The sequence below is a fragment of the Candidatus Hydrogenosomobacter endosymbioticus genome (assembly GCF_021654655.1).
GTDB lineage: Bacteria > Pseudomonadota > Alphaproteobacteria > Holosporales > GW7 > Hydrogenosomobacter > Hydrogenosomobacter endosymbioticus.
In genome coordinates this window covers 571499-592058 of the sequence record NZ_AP025225.1, presented here as the reverse complement: position 1 = coordinate 592058, position 20560 = coordinate 571499, and the positions used below count along the sequence as shown (strand labels likewise).

The 20560-nt window shown below is 40.4% G+C and carries 17 protein-coding genes; 8 read left to right on the top strand and 9 right to left on the bottom strand.

Annotation, left to right across the window (positions count from 1 at the left end):
* Positions 1–2: 2 nt before the first annotated feature.
* Positions 3–995 carry a hypothetical protein gene (locus HYD_RS02730; protein WP_236864700.1) on the top strand — a complete coding sequence of 331 codons (993 nt, stop codon included), beginning with the start codon at positions 3–5 and terminating at the stop codon, positions 993–995.
* 71 nt (positions 996–1066) lie between these two features.
* On the top strand, positions 1067–3148 hold the full coding sequence (locus tag HYD_RS02725; RefSeq protein WP_236864698.1) for a hypothetical protein: 2082 nt from the start codon (positions 1067–1069) through the stop codon (positions 3146–3148).
* A gap of 65 nt (positions 3149–3213) precedes the next feature.
* On the opposite strand, the gene kdsA is transcribed toward HYD_RS02725, so the two are convergent.
* A complete protein-coding gene (gene kdsA / locus HYD_RS02720) occupies positions 3214–4080 on the bottom strand; it encodes a 3-deoxy-8-phosphooctulonate synthase (RefSeq protein ID WP_236864696.1) in 867 nt (288 codons plus the stop codon).
* Between the two features lie 244 nt (positions 4081–4324).
* On the opposite strand from kdsA, the gene mutL reads away from it, so the two are divergent.
* The 4 genes from mutL (at position 4325) to HYD_RS02700 (ending at position 9911) form a co-directional block, all read left to right on the top strand.
* Complete coding sequence (mutL, locus tag HYD_RS02715; RefSeq protein ID WP_236864694.1) at positions 4325–6220, top strand: DNA mismatch repair endonuclease MutL; 1896 nt, start codon at positions 4325–4327, stop codon at positions 6218–6220.
* Between the two features lie 226 nt (positions 6221–6446).
* Positions 6447–7982: a trypsin-like peptidase domain-containing protein gene (locus tag HYD_RS02710; protein ID WP_236864692.1), complete on the top strand. Its 1536-nt coding sequence runs from the start codon at positions 6447–6449 to the stop codon at positions 7980–7982.
* Positions 7983–8093: 111 nt separating this feature from the next.
* Positions 8094–8396 (top strand): hypothetical protein, encoded by a 303-nt coding sequence (locus HYD_RS02705; RefSeq protein ID WP_236864690.1) that lies wholly within the window; start codon positions 8094–8096, stop codon positions 8394–8396.
* 171 nt (positions 8397–8567) lie between these two features.
* Positions 8568–9911, top strand: coding sequence for a sigma-54-dependent transcriptional regulator (locus HYD_RS02700; RefSeq protein ID WP_236864689.1), 1344 nt, complete (start codon positions 8568–8570; stop codon positions 9909–9911).
* A 444-nt stretch (positions 9912–10355) separates the two neighbouring features.
* Here the strand turns inward: HYD_RS02700 and thiD are convergent, their stop codons facing one another.
* Positions 10356–11333 (bottom strand): bifunctional hydroxymethylpyrimidine kinase/phosphomethylpyrimidine kinase, encoded by a 978-nt coding sequence (gene thiD, locus HYD_RS02695; RefSeq protein ID WP_236864688.1) that lies wholly within the window; start codon positions 11331–11333, stop codon positions 10356–10358.
* Positions 11334–11353: 20 nt separating this feature from the next.
* Entirely contained in the window at positions 11354–13180 is a 1827-nt protein-coding gene (locus HYD_RS02690) for a hypothetical protein (protein ID WP_236864687.1), read from the bottom strand.
* A gap of 280 nt (positions 13181–13460) precedes the next feature.
* Here HYD_RS02690 and thiM point away from each other — a divergent pair, with 280 nt between their 5' ends.
* Positions 13461–14264 (top strand): hydroxyethylthiazole kinase, encoded by an 804-nt coding sequence (gene thiM, locus HYD_RS02685; protein WP_236864686.1) that lies wholly within the window; start codon positions 13461–13463, stop codon positions 14262–14264.
* A 52-nt stretch (positions 14265–14316) separates the two neighbouring features.
* On the opposite strand, the gene recR is transcribed toward thiM, so the two are convergent.
* The 4 genes from recR to HYD_RS02665 all read right to left on the bottom strand — a co-directional run bounded on the left by recR (position 14317) and on the right by HYD_RS02665 (position 17400).
* The gene (gene recR / locus HYD_RS02680; protein WP_236864685.1) at positions 14317–15012 is read right to left on the bottom strand and encodes a recombination mediator RecR; all 696 of its coding nucleotides are present in this window, start codon (positions 15010–15012) and stop codon (positions 14317–14319) included.
* A gap of 23 nt (positions 15013–15035) precedes the next feature.
* A complete protein-coding gene (gene dut / locus HYD_RS02675; RefSeq protein WP_419469459.1) occupies positions 15036–15524 on the bottom strand; it encodes a dUTP diphosphatase in 489 nt (162 codons plus the stop codon).
* 179 nt (positions 15525–15703) lie between these two features.
* On the bottom strand, positions 15704–16678 hold the full coding sequence (gene lpxC / locus HYD_RS02670) for a UDP-3-O-acyl-N-acetylglucosamine deacetylase (RefSeq protein WP_236864682.1): 975 nt from the start codon (positions 16676–16678) through the stop codon (positions 15704–15706).
* A 104-nt stretch (positions 16679–16782) separates the two neighbouring features.
* Positions 16783–17400 carry a hypothetical protein gene (locus tag HYD_RS02665; protein WP_236864680.1) on the bottom strand — a complete coding sequence of 206 codons (618 nt, stop codon included), beginning with the start codon at positions 17398–17400 and terminating at the stop codon, positions 16783–16785.
* A 371-nt stretch (positions 17401–17771) separates the two neighbouring features.
* Between HYD_RS02665 and murD the strand changes: the two genes are divergently transcribed.
* Positions 17772–19238, top strand: coding sequence for a UDP-N-acetylmuramoyl-L-alanine--D-glutamate ligase (gene murD, locus HYD_RS02660; protein WP_236864678.1), 1467 nt, complete (start codon positions 17772–17774; stop codon positions 19236–19238).
* 85 nt (positions 19239–19323) lie between these two features.
* On the opposite strand, the gene HYD_RS02655 is transcribed toward murD, so the two are convergent.
* Entirely contained in the window at positions 19324–19920 is a 597-nt protein-coding gene (locus tag HYD_RS02655; protein WP_236864676.1) for a 50S ribosomal protein L25/general stress protein Ctc, read from the bottom strand.
* Between the two features lie 299 nt (positions 19921–20219).
* Positions 20220–20399 carry a hypothetical protein gene (locus tag HYD_RS02650; protein ID WP_236864674.1) on the bottom strand — a complete coding sequence of 60 codons (180 nt, stop codon included), beginning with the start codon at positions 20397–20399 and terminating at the stop codon, positions 20220–20222.
* Positions 20400–20560 lie beyond the last annotated feature (161 nt).

The window sequence follows — 20560 nt, the reverse complement described above, 5'->3', positions numbered from 1 at the left end:
CAATGTTAGATTCTGGAAAAATTCCCCATGCGTGGCTTTTTGTTGGAGATGATGGAATTGGTAAACGAACTCTCTGTTTTCAAATAGCCAGAATGGCGTTGTGCGAAGAATATAGAAAATTTTTCAAAAATATTAATAAAGAAACAGAGTCGGGTATGCGCTCGGACATAAGCAAGGCGCAGATGGAAAAATTTACGCTTAATAGAGCCATTTCTCAAATATCTAGTTTGTGTCATCCAGACCTTTTCTTTTTATCAGCTGAACAAGAGTCGGTGATAGTCGACTCTGTTAGGAGAATTATAGACGCTCTGAACAAAACTGCTTTTTATGGAGGATATAGGGTTGTTATCATTTGCAAAGCGCAAATGCTAAGCAATCATAGCGCTAATAACTTACTAAAAATTCTCGAAGAACCGTTCGCTAATACTCTATTTCTTATAACAGCAGACAAATCTTCCGCGGTTATTCCTACTATAATGTCGCGCTGCTGTTTAAAAACCTTGAATGGAATTTCAGATATAGGAGTTTTTCAATCTGTCTTTAAATCCCTTTGCAAAAAAGAAATTTTGAGAGATTGCGACCAATATATGCAAGATATGGCTACACATGCTTCTTCTAAGCTATTTGAGTATACGTCTGGAAGAATAGGTGCTGCCCTTCGTATGTTGGAAAGCGGAGAGTTTGACCGTATGCGAGATTCTATTACCGCCATTGATAACATTGTTTTGGGAAGTTATTCGTTTGCTGATATAGAGGTGCTGGTTGAAAATGTTTTTCTTTTAGAAAGCGCCATTATGATTTGGTGGCGTAACAAATTTGACTTAAATCAAATATTCACTGGCATGCGTCCGACGGTTGTTCTTTCGTGGTATCAAACTTTTTCTAGAGTTAAGAGGGCTATTGCTGTACTGAATAGCTGTCATCTTGACGGGAGATCTGTGGGATATTTTGTCGCAGGCAGTCTTATAGAATTTAGATTATTAATAAAATCTTAGGTATTTGTTATCATATTGTTTTAGATTTGGGATATATAATAAGACATGAGATAATTAATTTTTATACTGTTATGAACAAAACATTTTTATTCTTATTTTTTCTTGCATTAACATCAGGCGCTCCTGCTTTTTCTGGTGTAGACGAAGATATCGCAGTTGCAGAAAACATGCTTAGAACTGCCGCGAATGTAAAACAATTACGCGAGGCAAAGGGGAAACTTGTATTGCAAGGAAAAAAACTACAAGAGTTAAAAAATCCGTCAAATTATAATAAAATTACTATTATAAAAAAACTTATATCAGAAATAGAAAACAGATTGAGAATATTGTATGAACAAGAAGAAGCAAAATCAGAAAATAATGACAAAATGCTTCGACCATCAACCGCTAACAAAAAGAAACAAGTACCGTATGGACATGATGTCAGCAGAAGACAAAGGCAGCAACCTCAGGATAAACGCGGTGTGCAGATGCAAAATTTTGAGGAGTCTTATGCTAAACTTAAGAAGCTACAAGAAAAATTTCCGCAAAACGAGGATCAATATATAGAATTATATAATCAACAATTAGAAATAATAAACCCTATAGTTGTTCAAGCTAGAATGGTTGAAGAAGCGCTTCCAAAGGGTTCGGACGAGGTAATAAAAATAGAAAAAACTATAGAAGATTTAATTGCAGCGATTAATGAAAAAGACCAAGACCAAATTCAAGCGCTTACTGAAAATCTTATGACTCTTACACAGGTAGCTAGAGAAGCCTTGGAGAGCGATCATCAAAATCAGATGAAACAACAGTTTCCAAGCGACAAACAACGATATTACGATGAAGAAAGGATTTTTCAAGCGCGGCAACAAGAAAAAAGAGCGCCATACGATATGCAGGAACATGTTAATACGCAGCAAGCTATGGAAAATGCTGAAAAGGTTATCGACTACGCTGAAGGAATCCTAGGATTTTTAGAAGATAAAAGTGCTGCAAAAATAGTTATCAGAGCGATAACGGACAAACTTGTATCTTCATTTGGATCGCAAGATGCAGAAAAGATAAAAGTTTTCACAAAAGAGCTAAATGACGCAATTTCAGAGGCAAAGAAGGGGCTTGGTATCGTCGACGAAATACATAATCAGGACGATCTAGAACAAAAACCAGACGTTATAAGCCACCATCAATCTAAGCAGCAGTTCCAGGATAAACAAACCAATTACGCTAGGCGCGCGTATGAAGCTTTAAACAGACTCCATACGCAGATAGGGGAAAAATGGTGCGAGGCGTCCTCCCAATCATACCGCCTTATCCAGGAAATGGACGAAGACGGCGCTCTTAAAGCTGCTTTGCTGGATTATATTGCTCATTCCATCGAGATATCAGATAGAATGTCGATTTTTCTCTCATATTTTGATATACCTGAGGCGAGAAATAAACTGGCAGATATAGTAAAAACCTTTAATATACTCGCTAAGGAAGCGGAGAAAAAAGCGTCTATCGATATAGTTTCTGAAGTTGAAAATCAATATAACAACCTGATGATGATTTTTGAGCATATCTTAATCCCTAGCGTAGTTAGTTTTACAGAAAATTTGAAAAATCCGCAAAACGACAAGAAATTAGAAGAAATACTCAGACAAATAGAGCAGCATTTGCAAGAGGCTTCTATTCAAGAAAATGATGTTAAAACAAGATTTGACATGATGGAAAGAGCAGAAGAAGGGATCAAAAAAGCAAAGAAAATTCTTAATATCGAAGAAAACATAAAAGAAGACTTAGCGATGGGGAAACAATGGAAAGAAAAATGGATTTCTAATAACGAGAGGGAATACAGACAAAATTCTGGCGCGCAATATGCGCAATACCAAAAAGGCCAACAGAAAAGTGGAGATAGACAAAAACTTTCGGCTCAGGTCCAAAATCAAATTAAAGCAAATAATCCTGATTTATTGATACAGGACTGCGCTAATACATTGGAGCAGGCCCAAAAGCTGCAAAGCAAAGAATTGGCCACACATATAAACGATTTGAGAGAGGCTATGAGCGACGTTATGGAAGGCTATTCAGAGAAAAAAACTTTAGAACTAACAAAAGCCTTGAATTTTTTGAAGGCTATGATGAAAAAGGAGCTCGAAAAACAGGAAAAAGAGAAATCAAAAAATCAATAGTACAAAAAAGATAAGTACAAAAGCGCAGAAACTTGGCAAAATTTTGTCAGGAGCTGCGCTTTGGCCTAACTAAGTTGTTGATATGAAAAACTTTGGTAAGCAATTTTTTTTGAAGCGCTGTCTAGCTTCTGCATTGCGGATACAAATTTTTCCAAACTGTGCATAGGAATTACGCAGGCACCATCGCTGAGAGCTTTTTCTGGTCTTGGGTGAGTTTCAACGAAAAGTCCAGCGACACCGACAGCTATTGCCGCTCTGGAAAGAGTTTCCGCGAACCACCTTTCCCCTCCGCTCTCGCATATTCCAGCCCCTGGCTTTTGTATGGAATGCGTCGCGTCAAATATGACAGGACAGCCGAAGGAAGACATTATAGGAAGTGACCGCATGTCGCTTACGAGGTTGTTGTACCCAAAAAAGGTACCTCTCTCGCAGAGCATTACGTTTTCTGAACCAGATTGTCTAGCTTTGTCTACGATGTTTCTCATTTCTGTCGGAGACATAAACTGTCCCTTTTTTATATTGATCGGAAGCCCAGTTTTTGCGGCGCTTACCACAAGATCTGTTTGCCTGCACAGCATTGCTGGAATCTGAATTAAATCTACTACTTCGGCCACGATTTTGCTTTGGTGCGATTCATGTATGTCTGTGACTATTTTACATGGAAACCGAGCTTTGATTTCTATGAAAATATCCATAGCTTCATCGATGCCAACTCCTCGTACACCATTTATGCTGGACCTGTTGGCTTTGTCAAAAGAGGCTTTGTAGATAAGGCTTATCCCAAGTTTATCTGCCATATTGCATAAAAACTCGGCCGTTTCAAGCCCAAGGTCGCGGCTTTCCAACATACAGGGTCCTGCTATGAGAACTATGGGCAGCGAATTTCCTATATCGATATCTTTTATCCTTATGATAGAACGGTTTTCAGGCATGCTAATACACGGCGCTAAGCGCTTTTCAACAACAGATGTTAAATTGTACTTTTTGCCCGACTATTTAGCAAATTTATAGATATTGTGCAAACTTATATTCTGCCTGATTTATAATTCTTGCTGTAAACGTGTTACAGAATTTTTCTGATGAACCAATGCTCTTTTTAGATTTACCGCGTAAGAGTTGCCTTGACTATAAATAAAATTTTATGCAAATTTTAAGTAAATTCTGATGGATTTTTTCGTGAATATAATCAGGGTTCTTCAACAGCATGAGATAAACCAAATTTCTGCAGGAGAGGTAATAGAGCGACCTGCGTCAGCTGTGAAGGAGCTTGTAGAAAACTCTATTGATGCAGGGGCCAGCGAGGTTCGTGTTTGGTTTGATCATGGCGGCAAAAGTTTGATTTGTGTAGAAGATGATGGGGCAGGCATGAGCAAAGAGGATCTTTTGCTGTGTACAAAGCGGCATGCAACGTCAAAGCTTCAAGAATATGACCTTTTTAATATATCCACTTTTGGCTTTAGGGGAGAGGCTCTTGCCGCGATCTGCGCGTCAGCGCGTGTTCATATAACTACAAAGCATAAAAGCGAGCCGCATGCGTGGAGCTTGCTTGCTGAGGGGGGCGAAATAATATCTATAGAACCGGCGCAAAGGGCGCAAGGAACAAAAGTGGAAATAAGAGATTTGTTTTTTTCAACGCCTGCAAGGCTTCGGTTTTTAAGGTCAGACGATGGAGAGAGGGCGGGCATATTGTCTGTTCTTGAAAGCGCGGTGATTTCTTTTGCAGATGTGTCTTGGAGTGTAAGCTATGGGAAAAAATTTGTAAAATACCCAAAAGTAGATTCCGCGGAAAATATGAGGTCGTCGCGTATAGCAAAGATATTCGGTCAAGAATTTTGTGACTCGGCAATAGAGATAGAGGAGAGCGCCGGGGAGTTTCAAGTTTCTGGATGGCTAGGCTCTCCAAATGTAACGAGGGCTAGTTCCGAAAGAGTGTTTCTATTTGTTAATGACAGGCCGGTTAAAGATAAGTTCCTATGCGCTATTATCAAAGCAGCCTATTCGGACCTGATTGCGAAAGACAGATATCCAATGGCTATAGTGCAATTGCGAGTTCCGTTGGATTTTGTTGACGTTAATGTTCATCCCGCTAAGACAGAGGTGAGATTCAAAAATTCTGTGGATTTGCGTGGATTTATTGTGAGTGTAGTAAAAAAGGCGTTGTATGAGTGTAGAGCGAACAGATCTGTGCCAGATAGATGGCTCGGAAGGTCTGCAGTTGCGGAGTCAAGCGATGGTGTTGCGACTGGTTTGCATATAAAGAACAATGACGAAAGGTGGTTGCCTTTACATGAGGACAAACAGAGGTTGTTTCTATTTAATAGTCTTCGTCGCGATGGTTGCGGAAGTGTTGTTATGGAGTCAGATTCACCATCGGAAGCGTTAGGAGCTGGTATCGCGAGAAATTTACAGGGTAGTGTAGATCCACAAGAAGACCTCGGAGATCGTGAGCATTGTGAAGTACTGGAACAAGGCGCCACTTTTCACCTTGGAAAGGCGGTGTGTCAGATAGATAACTCATACATAGTGGCGCGTAACGAAAATGGTATTGTTATTGTCGATCAGCATGCTGCGCACGAAAGGGTTTGTTATGAAAGAGCAAAAAAAATTTGGGGAGAAAGTTCTGGAGCTGTAAGAACTCTTTTTGTCCCTATGGAAATCGACCTGTCATCTGCTGAGGCAATCGCAGCAGCGTCTTTTGCGGGACAGCTTGAAAGCAGCGGGTTTTCTTGCGCTGTTGAACATGGAAAAAATGCTGTTAAATTGAGCTCTTTCCCTGAGGTGTTTATGGGGTGCGATGTAAAGCAAGTGTTGATAGATATTTTAGATGCGCTTGTACAACGGGATAAAGAAACAGAAATTGCAGAGTGGGTGCTGTCGTGTATTCACAAAATTTTAGCAAACGTTACTTGCAAAAATAGCGTGAAATTTGGACGAAAACTTTCTATAGAGGAAATGGATGCCCTTTTGCGGTCTATTGAATCTACGCAAAATTCGTATCGTTGTAACCATGGGCGTCCAGCTTATTTTATGCTTTCAACGGTCGATATCGCGAAGTTGTTCGATAGAGTATAAAATTTGAATATCATGGATAGTGCTGTAAAAAATGAAAAATTGCCTCATTAATAGGTTCGGAATAAAAAATTTTTAAGAAAATCCGGTTTATAAATAAGAAAAATATGATGAAAAAAGAGAATTTTATTATAAGCAGATTTAACGGTTATTGGTTTTATGAAAAAATTTGACAATAAATAGTTAGTAATTTTATTATGAAAGTAAAGACGATTGGCAAATGGATTTCATGAGCAAGCATTTAATGGCCGTTTTAACGGCGGTTGCGCTGTGTGGTGGCGTAGCTCACACTGTAAAACCGAAAGATAGGGTGGTTTTGGCGACAGGTTTTCTTAAAAAAGCGTCCTCGTCAACCGAAGAAGAAAGTGTAAAGTGCCAGTGTGGATTTAGAAACGGATTTTCAAATGTGATTTCGAAAAACATCGGAGCTGTTGTGAACATAGCGGTTACGGTGCGCAAACAAGAGTCACGGCAAATCCCTAATATGGACATTCCAGACGAAATGAAGCACTTGTTCGAAGAACTATTTCCAGGTGGGAAACTGATGAAAGAAGGTGGAAAGCCCGTTAAAGTGACCTCTCTTGGATCTGGCGCAATAATAAGCGCGGACGGAGATATAGTAACGAACTATCATGTCATAAAAATGTGCGCAGAACAAAATGGCGGAGAAATTACAGTCACTCTCGAGTCTGGTTTAGAGATGAAGGCCGAAATTGTTGGGTTTGATCCTCGTTGCGATATAGCTCTTCTGAAAGTCTCGCCGCAAAAGCCGCTTAAATACATGAAGTTTGGAGATTCTGGAACTTTGAAAGTCGGACAGTGGTGTATAGCGATAGGAAACCCGTTTGGAATAGGCGTCTCTGCTAGCGTTGGAATTATTTCCAAGACAGACCAAAACTCTGTTATGCAAAGCGGAGAGGCTACCCACCTTGACTCTGTTATACAAACTGATGCGGCTATAAACAGAGGAAATTCTGGAGGACCTCTGATAGATGTAAATGGCGAAATCATAGGGATAAATGTCTCCATACTTACTGCTGGAGAAAACGGAGGAAGCGTAGGCATAGGATTTGCTATACCATCGAATGTTGCAAAAAGAGTTGTTGACCAGCTTAAAAAGTATGGATTTGTAAAAAGGGGCTGGATCGGGGTTATTTTAAATAGGCAATTCTCGGAGGATATGGCAAAAAGTATTGGGCTTCCAGATCTTAAAGGAGCACTTATAGATGGTGTTTGCCCTGACGGTCCAGCACAAAAGGCCGGAATAAAGCCGGGAGACGTCATTTTATCTCTTAACGATAAGCCGATAGAAAATCTCCGTCATTTTAGAGATATAGTCAGCCAGCTTAAAGACGGTGACAAGATTAGGCTTTCTGTTTGGAGGAATAAAAAGATCATTCGCATAGATGTCACTGTAGCAGATCTTGAGCGGTCAGATTTTGGAAGAAACAATGGCGCTGTCATAGGCCCGGAAGCTGAGGCGAAGAAGATTCTTGGGCTGACCGTTAAAAAGAGGAACGGGGATGGAGTTGTTATCACAGATATAGATCAAAGTAAAAGCGAGTTAGATGACTTTATGCCTGGAGACGTCATACTTCAAGTGGGGCAAATAGAAGTGCAATCTACAGCGCAATTTGTTGAGCTTTTGAAAGAAGCAAAAGAACGACAACAAACTAGCGTTCTTCTTCTAGTTTATAGGCCAAGCTCTAAAGAAACTAGGAACATGACATTGCGATTGCCGTCTGGTAAAAAGGGACTAAAATGATGGGATATACAAGAATTTTGTCGTAAATCAGGGCGGTCTTTGGCCGCCTTTTTTTTTATAATATTTCGCAACGTGTTTTAGAAATTATTTCATACGTATTGCTTGTGTGCGATGCGTTACTCGTTGGACATAGAAAAATTTTCTTCCAAAATTCGCGACAGAAACAAACAGATATTGCGCGCTCAAATATTTTATCTTAACCCTTGCGTGCTAGCATGGGGTCGCAGCCCAAAAGACCTCTCAACTACTATGTCGAATGTGATTGACTTAAATTTTTATAGAAAATTCCAAGTAGTGTTAGTTATAGAGGACGAAGATCTTCAGTTTTTTACGAATGGAAAGGTTTATAAAAAAACCGTGAAAAAGAATTTTCGTAATGTGCGGCATAGCTATAAAAAAGACAATAAAAAATAGGTTTGGCGAATTTTTTGAGACAAATTTTGGTGGCGATGGCATAAATTTGGGTTATTTATGCGGTCTTTGGAGCGTATTACGATGTACTGGTAAACGCGCTGCATTCCGCAATGTAAAGATGTTTGATATGATTTGCTAGGGAGATCTGGTTGAAGCGAGCTTTTCTATTCAATGAGCAGCAATAAAGATCGTGTTCTTATAATAGACGATGAAAAACAGATTTGCCTTTCACTGAAGGGAATTCTGGAGGATGAAGGGTATGAGGTTCAATATGCTTTTTCTCCAGAAGCGGCGGAAAAATTGTTGTCGTTCGGTTTTTCTGTGGTGTTGTTGGATGTTTGGTTTGGAAAAGATTCGTGGGATGGAGTGCATTTTCTCGATACAATAATCAGGGAATATCGCGATGTGCCGATAATAGTGATGAGCGGGCATGGTACGTTCGACATGGCGGTGCGGGCAATAAAAAAAGGTGCTTACGATTTCATAGAGAAGCCGTTTGATGTTGACAAACTTTTGATGTCCATAAAAAGGGTTATAGAGGTCGGTAGATTGCGCAAGGAAAAAACGGAGGAATTTGTAGAGAAAGATCTTTACGATTTGTCCTTTGTTTTTTTAGAAGATTCAAAACCGATTGGTTGCGTGAAAGAGGAAATTAGTAAGGCTGCGGCCATAGATTCTAGGGTATTGATTTTGGGCGAGGTTGGAACAGCTAAAAAAGAAATAGCTAGAGCTGTGCATAACAACTCATCGAGAAAATCTAAACGAATTTGTTTTTTTAGCGCTGCGTCAGATAGCGACGCGATGAACAATATATTGAAAAAAGAGCCAGAGCCTGGAGGTACGTTGGTTGCCTGCGGCGTAGAGCACTTTTCGCAAAAGGCTCAGGACTCATTCCTGGATTTTCTTGAAAAAAGAGGGGCCTTGCCTGGAGGTAATAAAATTAGGGTGATATGCGCCGCAGATGGGCGCAAGCTGGAGGAGCGTTTGATAAGCAGAACGTTTAGAAGAGATCTTTATGACAAATTGTCGTCATTCGTGATAAAGACTGTTCCTCTAAGAGAGATGGGCTCGTTAATCCCGTCTTTTGCAAAGCATATCGCAGATAACTATACTAAAAAAATAGGCATAGGAGATATTTCCTTTTCTTCTTCTGCCATAATGGCTCTTAGTATTTTCAGTTGGCCTGGTAATTTTTATTCATTAATAAATAGTGTATCGTATGCTGTTTTATCTGCATATATCAGGTCTAGAGACGAAATATCTGTTGATGACTTACCTTTCGAAGTAAGGTCAACAGCGGAAATGTTTAGCGATAAATCTGGAAGTGCCCAAGTTATTGATTTATTATCTATGCCAATAGCCAAGGCTAGGGCGGTATTTGAGTATAGGTATATAAGAGCTCAGATAGCAGCTTTTAGCGGAAATATCTCCAGCGCAGCTAACGTCATAGGTATGGAAAGGTCCGCCCTTCACAGGAAATATGCGAGCTTGAAGAAAAAAATGGAAGAGGCGTGATTTTGCTGTTTTGCAAAATGTTTAATTTGTTGTTTTTTATAGGTCGCGCTTTTTGCATTTATGTTTATTGCGTATAGATAGACCTTTTAATAGCTTGTTTTACTTGTGAGCTGTAATTTGGTTGCGCTCTTTTGAGGTTTTTTGAGCGATGTTGGTTTGTTTTTATTTTATTTTATTGGAGGCTCGATAGCTGAAATATGTGATGATAGTGCCAATTGTTATGTTTGAGCGGCTATTTGCGGGAAATTTTTTGTCAATGGTTATCTCTTTATTTTCTTTTTTCTAACAATAGGTGTAAGGGGTAAGTGAGTTTGTGTGAGGGGAAATATGGTGTTTAGCGATAAGGCGCAACAGGTAAAGAGGTGGACTAGGGTTAATTTTGTCTTTTGGGTTTGTGGCTAGGAGACGTTGTAAAAATGATTTAGAAAAAGGCGATTCTTAGTGCTAACGGTTGGTTTTTGAGGCCTGCGATAGAGAGCGGCGGCTAGACGAAGTCGTCGTGCGGCTCATCCAGAAAAAATGGTCTACCGGGCCATGTCCTTTCCAAACGGTCGAGCTTCTTGCAGAGTCTATTGCTTTTAGAACATAGTTTTTTGCGTTTGAGCACGCTTCGGTAACAGAATGCCCAGAGGCTATGGATGCGGCTATTGCTGATGAAAGAGTACACCCGGTTCCATGTGTATTTTTAGACGTTATTCTGGCGGCGTTCATCCAGACGCTATTTCCAACCGAGTCTATAAAAAAATCGTCTGAGTTGGTCTCGTTCGCGCTGTGTCCTCCTTTAAGAAAAACTGACTTTGCTCCTAGCGATAGGATGGATTTTGCGTAATTTTCCAATTCTCGTTGATCAGAAAAACGAATGTCTTCAATGCCAACTAATGCAGCGGCTTCGCATAGGTTGGGGGTAACAATTGTTGCAAGGGGGATGAGTTCGTTTTTTAACGCAATGGTTGCTTTTGGGGCGAGCAAAAAATGTCCGCTTTTTGCAACCATTACGGGGTCAACCACAATCGGTATGCCGTGCGCGTTTTTTTTGAGAAATTCAGAGACTGCGGAGACTATTTCTTCCGAAAACAACATGCCAACTTTTATACTAGTTGGAAGAGCGTCGCTAAATATCGAACTAAGCTGAGCAATTATAACGTCTGGTGGAATAGCAAAAGTATCTGCCACACCAACGCTGTTTTGCGCAGTAACCGCAGTAACGACTGTCATTCCATAACACCCAAATGACGCAAACGTTTTTAAATCAGCTTGGATGCCGGCGCCTCCAGAGCAATCAGATCCCGCAATTGAAAGACACCTGCGTGTTTTGCTATCTATTATGGATGAGGCGTTTGCTATGGAAAAAGTGTCCCGGTCTTCGTCTGCTGTTTCGATATTTAATCGAACTGTTGTGCGGATGCCTCTATTTTTTCGCATGTATTCCCTCGCATAGATTATTAATCATCAGCATAGATTACGCTGGTGAGGTCAAGGTCATCTGACGTATAGTTCCCATCTTCGATATTTTTCGAGCTTTGGTTGCTGCCTGTAACGTTGCTATCACTATTACCTTTCTCCTTCGCGTTTTCCTTAGGGCTGCTTTTTGTAATTTTCATGCTATCTTTTATTTTTGCTAAACTTTTATACATATTTGAAATATCCTCTGGAGACAAAGATTTAGAAGAAACTGGAAAACTCTTACTTTTCAACTTTTCAATATTTTTTATTCCCAGAAAATCAAACACGCACCTGAAAATGTTTACATTGGAGAACCTATCTCCGTCAGAAAATTTGGCGAAGCAGCTATCTAGCTTTGTTTTTTCAGGAAACCGCATGGCGATCAAATTCCTATACCGGTATTGAATGACTTGTTTTACAATACCTCCAAAGGCGAAATCGCTCATCCAATGGTTCATAAACTGCGAATTAGTCATAGATTTCGCTAACCGTCCAGTAGCTGCAGAATATTCTCCATTTAGAATAACAGGAAGACCATGGTCGCTGTTAATAACTATTAATGCATTTTTATCATTTTCAACTATAAAATTGATCAAGTCTAGAAATTTTCTACTAAAAACCTGGATTGTTTTTACAAACGCAGTGTTTGATTCCTTGCCTCCAACATATATAAACCCACTGGATTTTTTGGTTCCATCAGCATTGGTGACGACGTTATCGTGTATCTGAAAGAAATGCGCGAATAGGAAAAACTTTTTCTTTGCGCTCAATATGTCTGGCAGCGCTCTTTTTATCATTCCAGGTTCTATATAAATGCTGTTATCAATAACTTTGCTTAAGTTTTTTTTAGGCATAAACACATGAGCTACAGATTGCGTAGCAAGGGTTGCCAGCACATCATTTGAGCAAATTCTGGAAATAATGTCCTTTCTTCGAGGGGCTAGTATTAAGTCGTCTATTCCTCCTGCAACTTTAATTTTTCTAACAAACGGAAGAGGGAACATTTGTCCGCTGGCAAAAATATACCTATAACCATTATCTTTTATTGTTTGAACTACTTTGTTTGATATATAGCATATACTGGAAGAGGCCTCGCTATAAGGTATCTTTAAATCCTTTTTTGTCTTTAAATAATCACACTTCATCTCAGAGCTTATGGATAAACGCGTAGACCCATAGTTAGAAAAAGATTCTTTAGGCACAAAAAAGCCGATCTTCGAAAGCTCGGAGGATAAAATATCGTTGAACCCAAAGAGCGCTTTAACAGTGCTTCTGTGAGGAAAGGCGTCTATTACAAACAGATAAATATTCGGAGATTTGCTAAATTTTCCAAGACTACAAGAACGGTCTTTGATGCGATTTGCTTTCGTAAAAAATGACTGATCCACCATTCCAAACGACAGAAGAAGCGCCTGAGATCCAACGGCCGCGAAGGCAGTATACTTAGAAAAAATACAAAACAGCTCTCCTTTAGATAATCTATACACAAGCCACATAAATAACGCTAATGCGACGAACCATAGAACAGAAAAAGTCGTAGATTTACATGGAATAAATTCGATAAAATGGGATCGAAAAAAAGAAAAAGTTAGAATAAATATCCCTAGATACATACTAACTAAGCCTATATTTACTTTTTTATTTCTTAATATGAAAAAAGCCACAGAAAATAGAGCAGCGATCGGGACACTCATCGCTAGTAAGGCAACCGCAAGATCATAAAAAGATGCTATTTCATAGTAATTCCTTATTGCATATCCCCCAACAAACAATAAGGCAGGAACAACAGACAACAACAACTGCTCAAAAAACCTCTTGGCAACCATATCTATCCTTAAAGCGCCCAATCAACAACATGATACACGACATTAAAAAATTTTCAACACCTTTTATATGAAAAAACCTGCAGTTCTTCAATTTTCTCGTCTAAAAAACAATTAACAACAAAATTGTAAAGACAAAACGTCAATAATATTTAATATTTTAATAAAATTGTAATCAATTTTGTTTGACGGAGTGACGTTTAAAAATCTAGACAATGCTACTAGCAATTTTCGCTGTTATCAAGTCAAATCTTGTTATGGAGGTTAAGCTGGTGATGCCGCTATGAAGAAAATAGAATTAGAAGTCTGTGAAATTATTCAAGAAGTAAGAAAAAAAAAGCCTGTCGTTTTATGTGCGACTAATTTCGTTACAATGGAGTTTGTAGCGAATGTGCTACTTGCTGTTGGTGCGTCGCCGATAGTGTCTATATGCGCCGAAGAAGCGGAGGAACTTGTGCGGATTTCAAGCGCTGTATATATTAACATAGGGACATTGGATCTACAGTTTTTAGAATTTTGTCGGTATGTTTCTCGTTTTGCACTAAGGTATGAAATCCCAGTTGTAGTGGACCCTGTTGGCTGTGGCGCAAGCAATTTAAGAACAAGTGTAAGCGTAGAAATCGCAAAATGCGCGACAATAATTCGCGGGAACGCAAGCGAAATTATGTCGCTAAGCCGGGCTTTTGATGGATGCTTTGAGAGTAAAAATATCGGAGGGGTTGATTCGCTAAGCAGCTCAGAACAGGCGAAGTCCTCAGCTATTGCAATTGTAAGGAATTTAGGATGTGTTGTGGCTGCGAGCGGAGAAAAAGACCTCATAGTAAGTTCGGAGAATTCGTGCGAGCTTTTTGGTGGATGTGAGCTTATGCAAAATATTACCGGTATGGGGTGCTCTCTTACTGGTCTTGCTGCTGCGTTTAGCTCTGTTTCGGACCCGTTTACAGCGTCTCGCCTAGCTTCTGCGTGCTTTTGTATGTGTGCGGATAAAGCGTTTGAAACGGTAAAGGCGCCAGGATCGTTTAGACAATCTTTCATAGACGAAGTCTATAGCTTAGGCGCTTCAAATTTGCGGGCCTCAGAAGAATGATGACATCGATGCCAACAGTGTTAGTATTGTGTTGTTGTTTATATGTATTCTTCTAGGCTCTTGCGATTTCTATATACTTTTCGTTCTTTCCAGAAAAATTTTCTATCGATGGTTCATGGTGACGGTTGTATTCGACTCCGTCGACGTCGCGTCTTCCTATGAAAGCGCTCATAAGCGTTCCTTGGTCTATATAATCGAGTTCGCTTCCGATAGGCATCCCTTTTGCGAGAGATGATATCCTGACGTGTGGAGCTGTGCGTTTTATATGCTCAATTATGTAATACATCGTGCTTTGGCCATCAATGCTGCTGTTTAACGCTAGTATCACTTCTTTCACTGACGCATCTATCCTGCCGAGTAGCATATCAATGCTTAAATCATCTGGATAGCAGCCTTCGAAAGTGGATAAAAGGCCGCCTAATACATGATAAGCGCCATTAAAGAAACCTGCTTTTTCTATTGCCCACACATCTCCTGTTGTGGCCACTATGCAAAGCGCCGACTTGTCTCTCAGATCGCAAGAACAAAAAAAACAAGGGCTTTTCTCGTCTACATATCCACAAATTTCGCAGCACCTAGAGCGTTCTTTTATAAATGATAAACTGTTTATAAAATTTTCTAGCACAACGTCTTTGTTTTTCATCAAATGCAAGACTATGCGTTTTGCGGATTTAGGGCCCAGACCTGGAAGGCGCGAGATAACCTGTAGCACCTTGCACATATCTTCGCTAAGAAATGAAGTGTTCATCTCAACATCCTTTTTTGCACATTTTATAGCATTCCCGTGGATCCGAAACCATTATCGGACCGGTCTGTTTTATTTGGGATTTCCAGCTCGTTTACCTCTATAATGTCGCATGTTTCTACCCGCGCGACTACAAGTTGCGCTATTCGCATTCCGCGATCTATTACAAAGCTTTTGTCGGAAAGGTTTATAAGTATCACCTTTATTTCTCCTTGATAGCAGGAGTCTATTGTGCCTGGAGAATTCAAAACAACAACTCCGTTGCTTGCAGCCATCCCAGATCGCGATCTTATTTGGCCCTCATACCCAAAAGGGAAAAAAATGCGTATCCCGGTTGGGATCAAAGCCCTTTCTGAAGGGTTTATGACAACGGGAGCTGATACGGCGGCCCTTAGGTCCATGCCAGAATTACCTTCCAGCCCATATGAAGGAAGCTCTATATCGTTTGCGTGGTCAAGCTTTAATATCTTTAGGACGGTCGGCATACGGAAAAAAACACTACCTGTTAGTTTGATTATGTTAAATTATAGTTTAGCCTAAATAAAACGGCAACAGATAGAATGGCGTAAACGCAAATGACTGCCAGAAGAATGAGCGGCTAGAGTGCGCGCAGGTGGTCTTTATCATAGGCATCAGAAAAACAAGCCGACGCCTGCAGGAGCGGAACGGATCTTGTTGGAAAAATATGCTCCGCTTATACGGCTGCCGCCTCTTCTCGCGCTCTCGCTGAATTTCTCCCTGGAGAGCTTGCTGTTTTTATATGGATCTCATTGGAGCTCAGAGAATTCAGGTCAGGACGCTCGTCACAGCAAAACAAATCGCTGTATTTTTTTACCGAAAACGACTCGGATTCTATAAGTTTTTTGAGTGCGGAGTGGTTTAGCATATGACCAGACTGTACACCTTCTATTCTTCCAAATATCGGCATCCCTGCTAGGGAAAAATCTCCGATCGCGTCCAAGACTTTATGCCTTGCGCATTCATTTCTAAATCGAAGACCGCACGGGTTTACAACTTTGTCATCGTTGAATACTACGGCGGACTTTATGCTGCCCCCTTTTATAAGTCCAGCACTTTTCATAACTGGTATGTTTTTCATCTCAACAAAAGTTCTGGCTGGAGCTATGTCGTTAACGAAAGAATCTATGCTTGAATCAAATGTATGGGTGTGGCAAACCTCAGAGTTCACTCGAGTTTTCATGCTGACAGAGAAACCATTATATGGGGAAATGCTTATTCGCCTTTCCTCGCTTTCTATTAATACGCATTTCTCTACGCACAAAATCTTAGTTTCGAAAGGCATGTCGGCGGTTCCTGTTTCGCATATAGCCCTAACAAAATCTGCTGCGCTTCCGTCGCATAAGGGGACTTCTGAGCCCTCTATTTTTATAAAAGCGTTAAACACTCCGAGAGCATACAGAGCGGCAAGCAAATGCTCAACTGTAGACAGCGAAGACCCATCAGAGTATGCAATAGACGTGGCGAAATTTGTACAGCTTACGTTCCTCCAGTTTGCGACGGCTTCTTGTCCGGACAGCTCGTCGATAAAAACCACGCCAGATTCACGATCGCTTGGGGAGACAGAAACTCTTACCTTAGCTCCCCCATGAAGACCTATGCCGCAAAAGTGAACGGGCTTCTTTACCGTCCTCTGGTACCTAAAAAACATTCTATAACAAGTCATAGCAAACAAAACATATAACAATAGATAATCTATTTTTTGCTGTTATTCAAACCAATGTTTTGTAACGATATGTAACGCAAATCTAGCGCCTAATGGTTTGGAAAAAATCCTGTTTGTGTGTATTTTTTAGAGATTTTTTCTGTGCATAGCTTGTTGTATTTATCCAAATCTTCTAAAGAAAGCTGTTTTGCTGTTTTTGGATCTGCGGCCGCATAAAATGTGCGTAAAATTTTGTATTTGGGATCTACGATTGCTACGAGGCTGTTTGCCCTTTTAATGGAATACACTTTTTTCGCTACTGGTGAGAACGAAATAGAGACCCCGAGAGGCATATCAGAAACCAGGTTTAGGTCTTTTCTTTTGTTGTTGTCGATTTTTACGTTAAACACAACCTTATACACTCCTCGCGGCTGTTTTTGAAGAGAGACGACCCTAACATTGTTGTTCTTGATGCTTTCAGAAACAAATTTGAGGAATTGATCTATTTTTTCTGGCCGTATAAGGAAGAAGCCATTAATAGCTTTCGACCTTTTTTTGTTGACCAGGTTGTCATTTTGCACTTTGTATACCAAATTTTTCGAAAATTCGGATTTTTTATGTGTATACTCGAAGTCTTTTTGCGATAAATAGTGTGAGTGGTGTGTTTTCGTTTGCTGCTTCAGCCTTTTTAGCTCTGAAAATACGTCGATTCCACTCAGAGAGGCCATGAATTCTTTATATTTTTGTTTATCAGAGGCTGTCTCATTTTTTTTAGAACTGTTGCTGGAAGTGTGTGGTTTGATTGGATTTTTAGAGTGGTAGTGCTTGTATCTATAACAAAATTGTCTTGCCTCAGAACTAAACGTAATAGAGGAAAAAATAATTACGCAAAAAATTAACGAGTTCCGTAAATAAAAAGTCATAAAATCTATTATTAAACTTGCCGCTACTAAAAATTATCTCATGTGCAGCGATTTTTTGCAATTTTTTGACTAATCAGAAACGAGCGTGCGCGGAAAGAAGGCTGAAACGCTTTTGAACAAAGCTGACATTTGCTAGGATTCTTATGTGTTTGATGCGTCGAAAGAGGTGTTTTCTCATGAAATTGTCATATATTCCGCGGAATATAGCCATACTAGGACTTGGTAAAACGGGGCTATCTGTTGCGCGATTTTTTGCGAGCATCTATGAGATTGCAGGGTGCAACGTGTTCTGCATCGATGACAATGATGAAAAATTTTATTCCTCACGGGAAATATTTCAAAATTCACGTAACGTTAAATTTGTGAAAAATGTTCCATGGGAGAAAATTGATGTTTTGGTGGTTTCTCCTGGAGTTGTTAGCAAGCGCGACAAACATCCGAGTTTTTCTTGCGCTTTGCGCGGTGGAGCGGCGATTATGTCTGATATAGAACTTTTTTTACGAATGTTTTCTTATGTAAAAATGGCCGGAATTACTGGAACAAACGGAAAGTCCACTACGTGCGCGCTTGTTAAGAGGGCTCTTTGTAATGCCGGCATTGCCGCAGAAGTTGTAGGGAATTTTGGCTGCCCAATATTTGATTTTGCAGATGAAGATCATTTGCGTGGGGTGTATATTCTTGAAATCTCGTCATATCAGCTTTTGCTGACGAATTTTCTTCCATTGGAGGTTGCGGCGATCACAAATATATCTAGCCACCATATAGATGCGCACGGAACTCTAGGCGAATATATTGCGGCTAAGAAAAAAATATTTTTTCAGGCCAAGCGAGCAGTTGTTGGAGATTTAATAGATGGCCAGAAGGACATAGAAGTTTTTTTTCAAAATCAAGATGGCGCTTGCGGAAGTCGAAATAGCAGCAAATTTCATGAGTTTGCTGGGCCTAGAAAGTGCAAGGTTGTTTATGTGTCAGAAAGATCAGAAGCTGATTTTTGTTACTGTGCGAGTGGCATTTTTGAAAAAGGACGTTCGGCCAAATATGTTTTACCGGAGAACGAATGGTTTTCTAGATCTCACAACATACAAAATGCTGCTATAGCTATTGCCGTTTGTCGTTCTTTGGGGGTCGAAGATGTGTGTTTTGATGGGTTCTTTGGTCTTGAGCATAGACAAGAAATAGTTGGAAGCTGTAAAGAGGTTGTTTATGTAAACGATAGTAAGGCGACAAGTCCGGAAGCTGTAAAATCTGCAGTTTTGGCGTTTTCTCGTGATTACGATATTTTTTGGATTGGTGGCGGGGTTGTTCAAGACGACTCACTAGCTCCAATATCTGATATCGCAAGATATGTTAAAAAGGCATTTTTTATAGGTGAGGCGGCTGATAGGTATGCTCATATAGCTTCTTCTAGCGGGATCTTGTATGAAAAAAGCGGAGATATAGAAACGGCGCTATGTTCGGCGCAATACGAGTGTGAGAGCAGAGTTATGAAAGGGGCTTCGGTTAGAGATTCTTTGGTCTTGAAAAAAGCCGTGATACTGTTTTCTCCTGGGTGCGCCAGCTTCGACCAATTCAAGAATTTTGAACACAGAGGGGACGTTTTCAAGAAACTCATAGCCAATCGCTTCGAGTGCGACAAACGATAGCGCACCTCTTCCGGGTCTGCACAGCGTAAATCGGAAAACCTGGTCGAGTGTGGCGCTCGTGGACTTCTTCCGCAAGGAACGCGCTCTAGGATTCTTGGTTGCTGGTCTCGGACTGCGCGAGTCCGGACGGGGCTACTATAGTAACTATGGGATCAGAATCTTTTATCCCTATGACCACAGACCCGTCCGGAAGAGAAATGTCGCTCATATGAACGGACTTTCCTATATCCATCCACCCGATATCGATGGATATATCTGAGGGTATGCGCGTTGCATCAACCGACAGTTCTAACTCGTGCGATATTACATTAAGAACGCCCCCTCTTTTTATTCCAGGAGATTTCTCGCTGTTTGTGAACTTAATCGGAACCCTTACAGTTACTTTGGAGCCTTCAAGCAGCCTATAGAAATCTATGTGAATAGGGACGTCTTTGACAGGGTCAAATTGTATGTCCTTTACAAGCGCTCTGCCAAACGACCCAAGGTCGAACACCCTCGCCCTTATACCTGCAATAGACACCTGTTTGCGAAATTCCTTAGCTGGTACAGATAAAGACTCCGCAGGAGAGCCTCCTCCATAAATTACTGCAGGAACATACCCGTTCTTCCTAAGGTCGCTTCTTTCACCTTTAGTTTGAAAATTGCTCCTCTCGGCAGCGTCTAATTTCACTATCGCAGACATGTCTATTCGTGTTTCTTACAACCATACAGCCCGAATTATAGTATACTCGGCGCAATTTGCAAACTGTTTGTGTGAGCATGCGCCGGAACTAAGCTGTGGAGCGGTCGACTGACTGATGTTTGTTTACAGAGCTGATTTATAAATTCGAAACTTCTTGAAGGCGGTATTACAAAGTTTAGGAATGAAAAAACCGCACACTATCAGAGTTGGTGTGCGGTTTGGATACGACTAAGCTACTTTAGAAAATTGTGCAGTCGTTGTTTGATGATCCTTGGCCTCCGCCAGTTTTAGGCGGGGTTCTACGGTATTGGCCTGGAAACCCCTTCTCCACCTATCACAGGTCTAAAAGGGCCTTTCGGTCTGCTTCCGTCTCCTCCTGGAGGCAGTCTGCAATTGCCTTTATTATTAGACGCCTCCGCACCATTAGAACAAACAGCAGCAGCTGAAATTAAAACAGCTAACAAGAAAATCTTTTTCATGTGTATAGCTCATTTTTTCAGAGGGCTACTTCTTACACGCGCGTAGTGTACGCTTGCTCCAGTAGAATGCGCCTATTTTTGTGAATGTAAAAGATTTTGTAATAACCGCTTTTATAATCTGCGTAAATTTACCATGCAGACGTCTATTAAAGCAGGACATT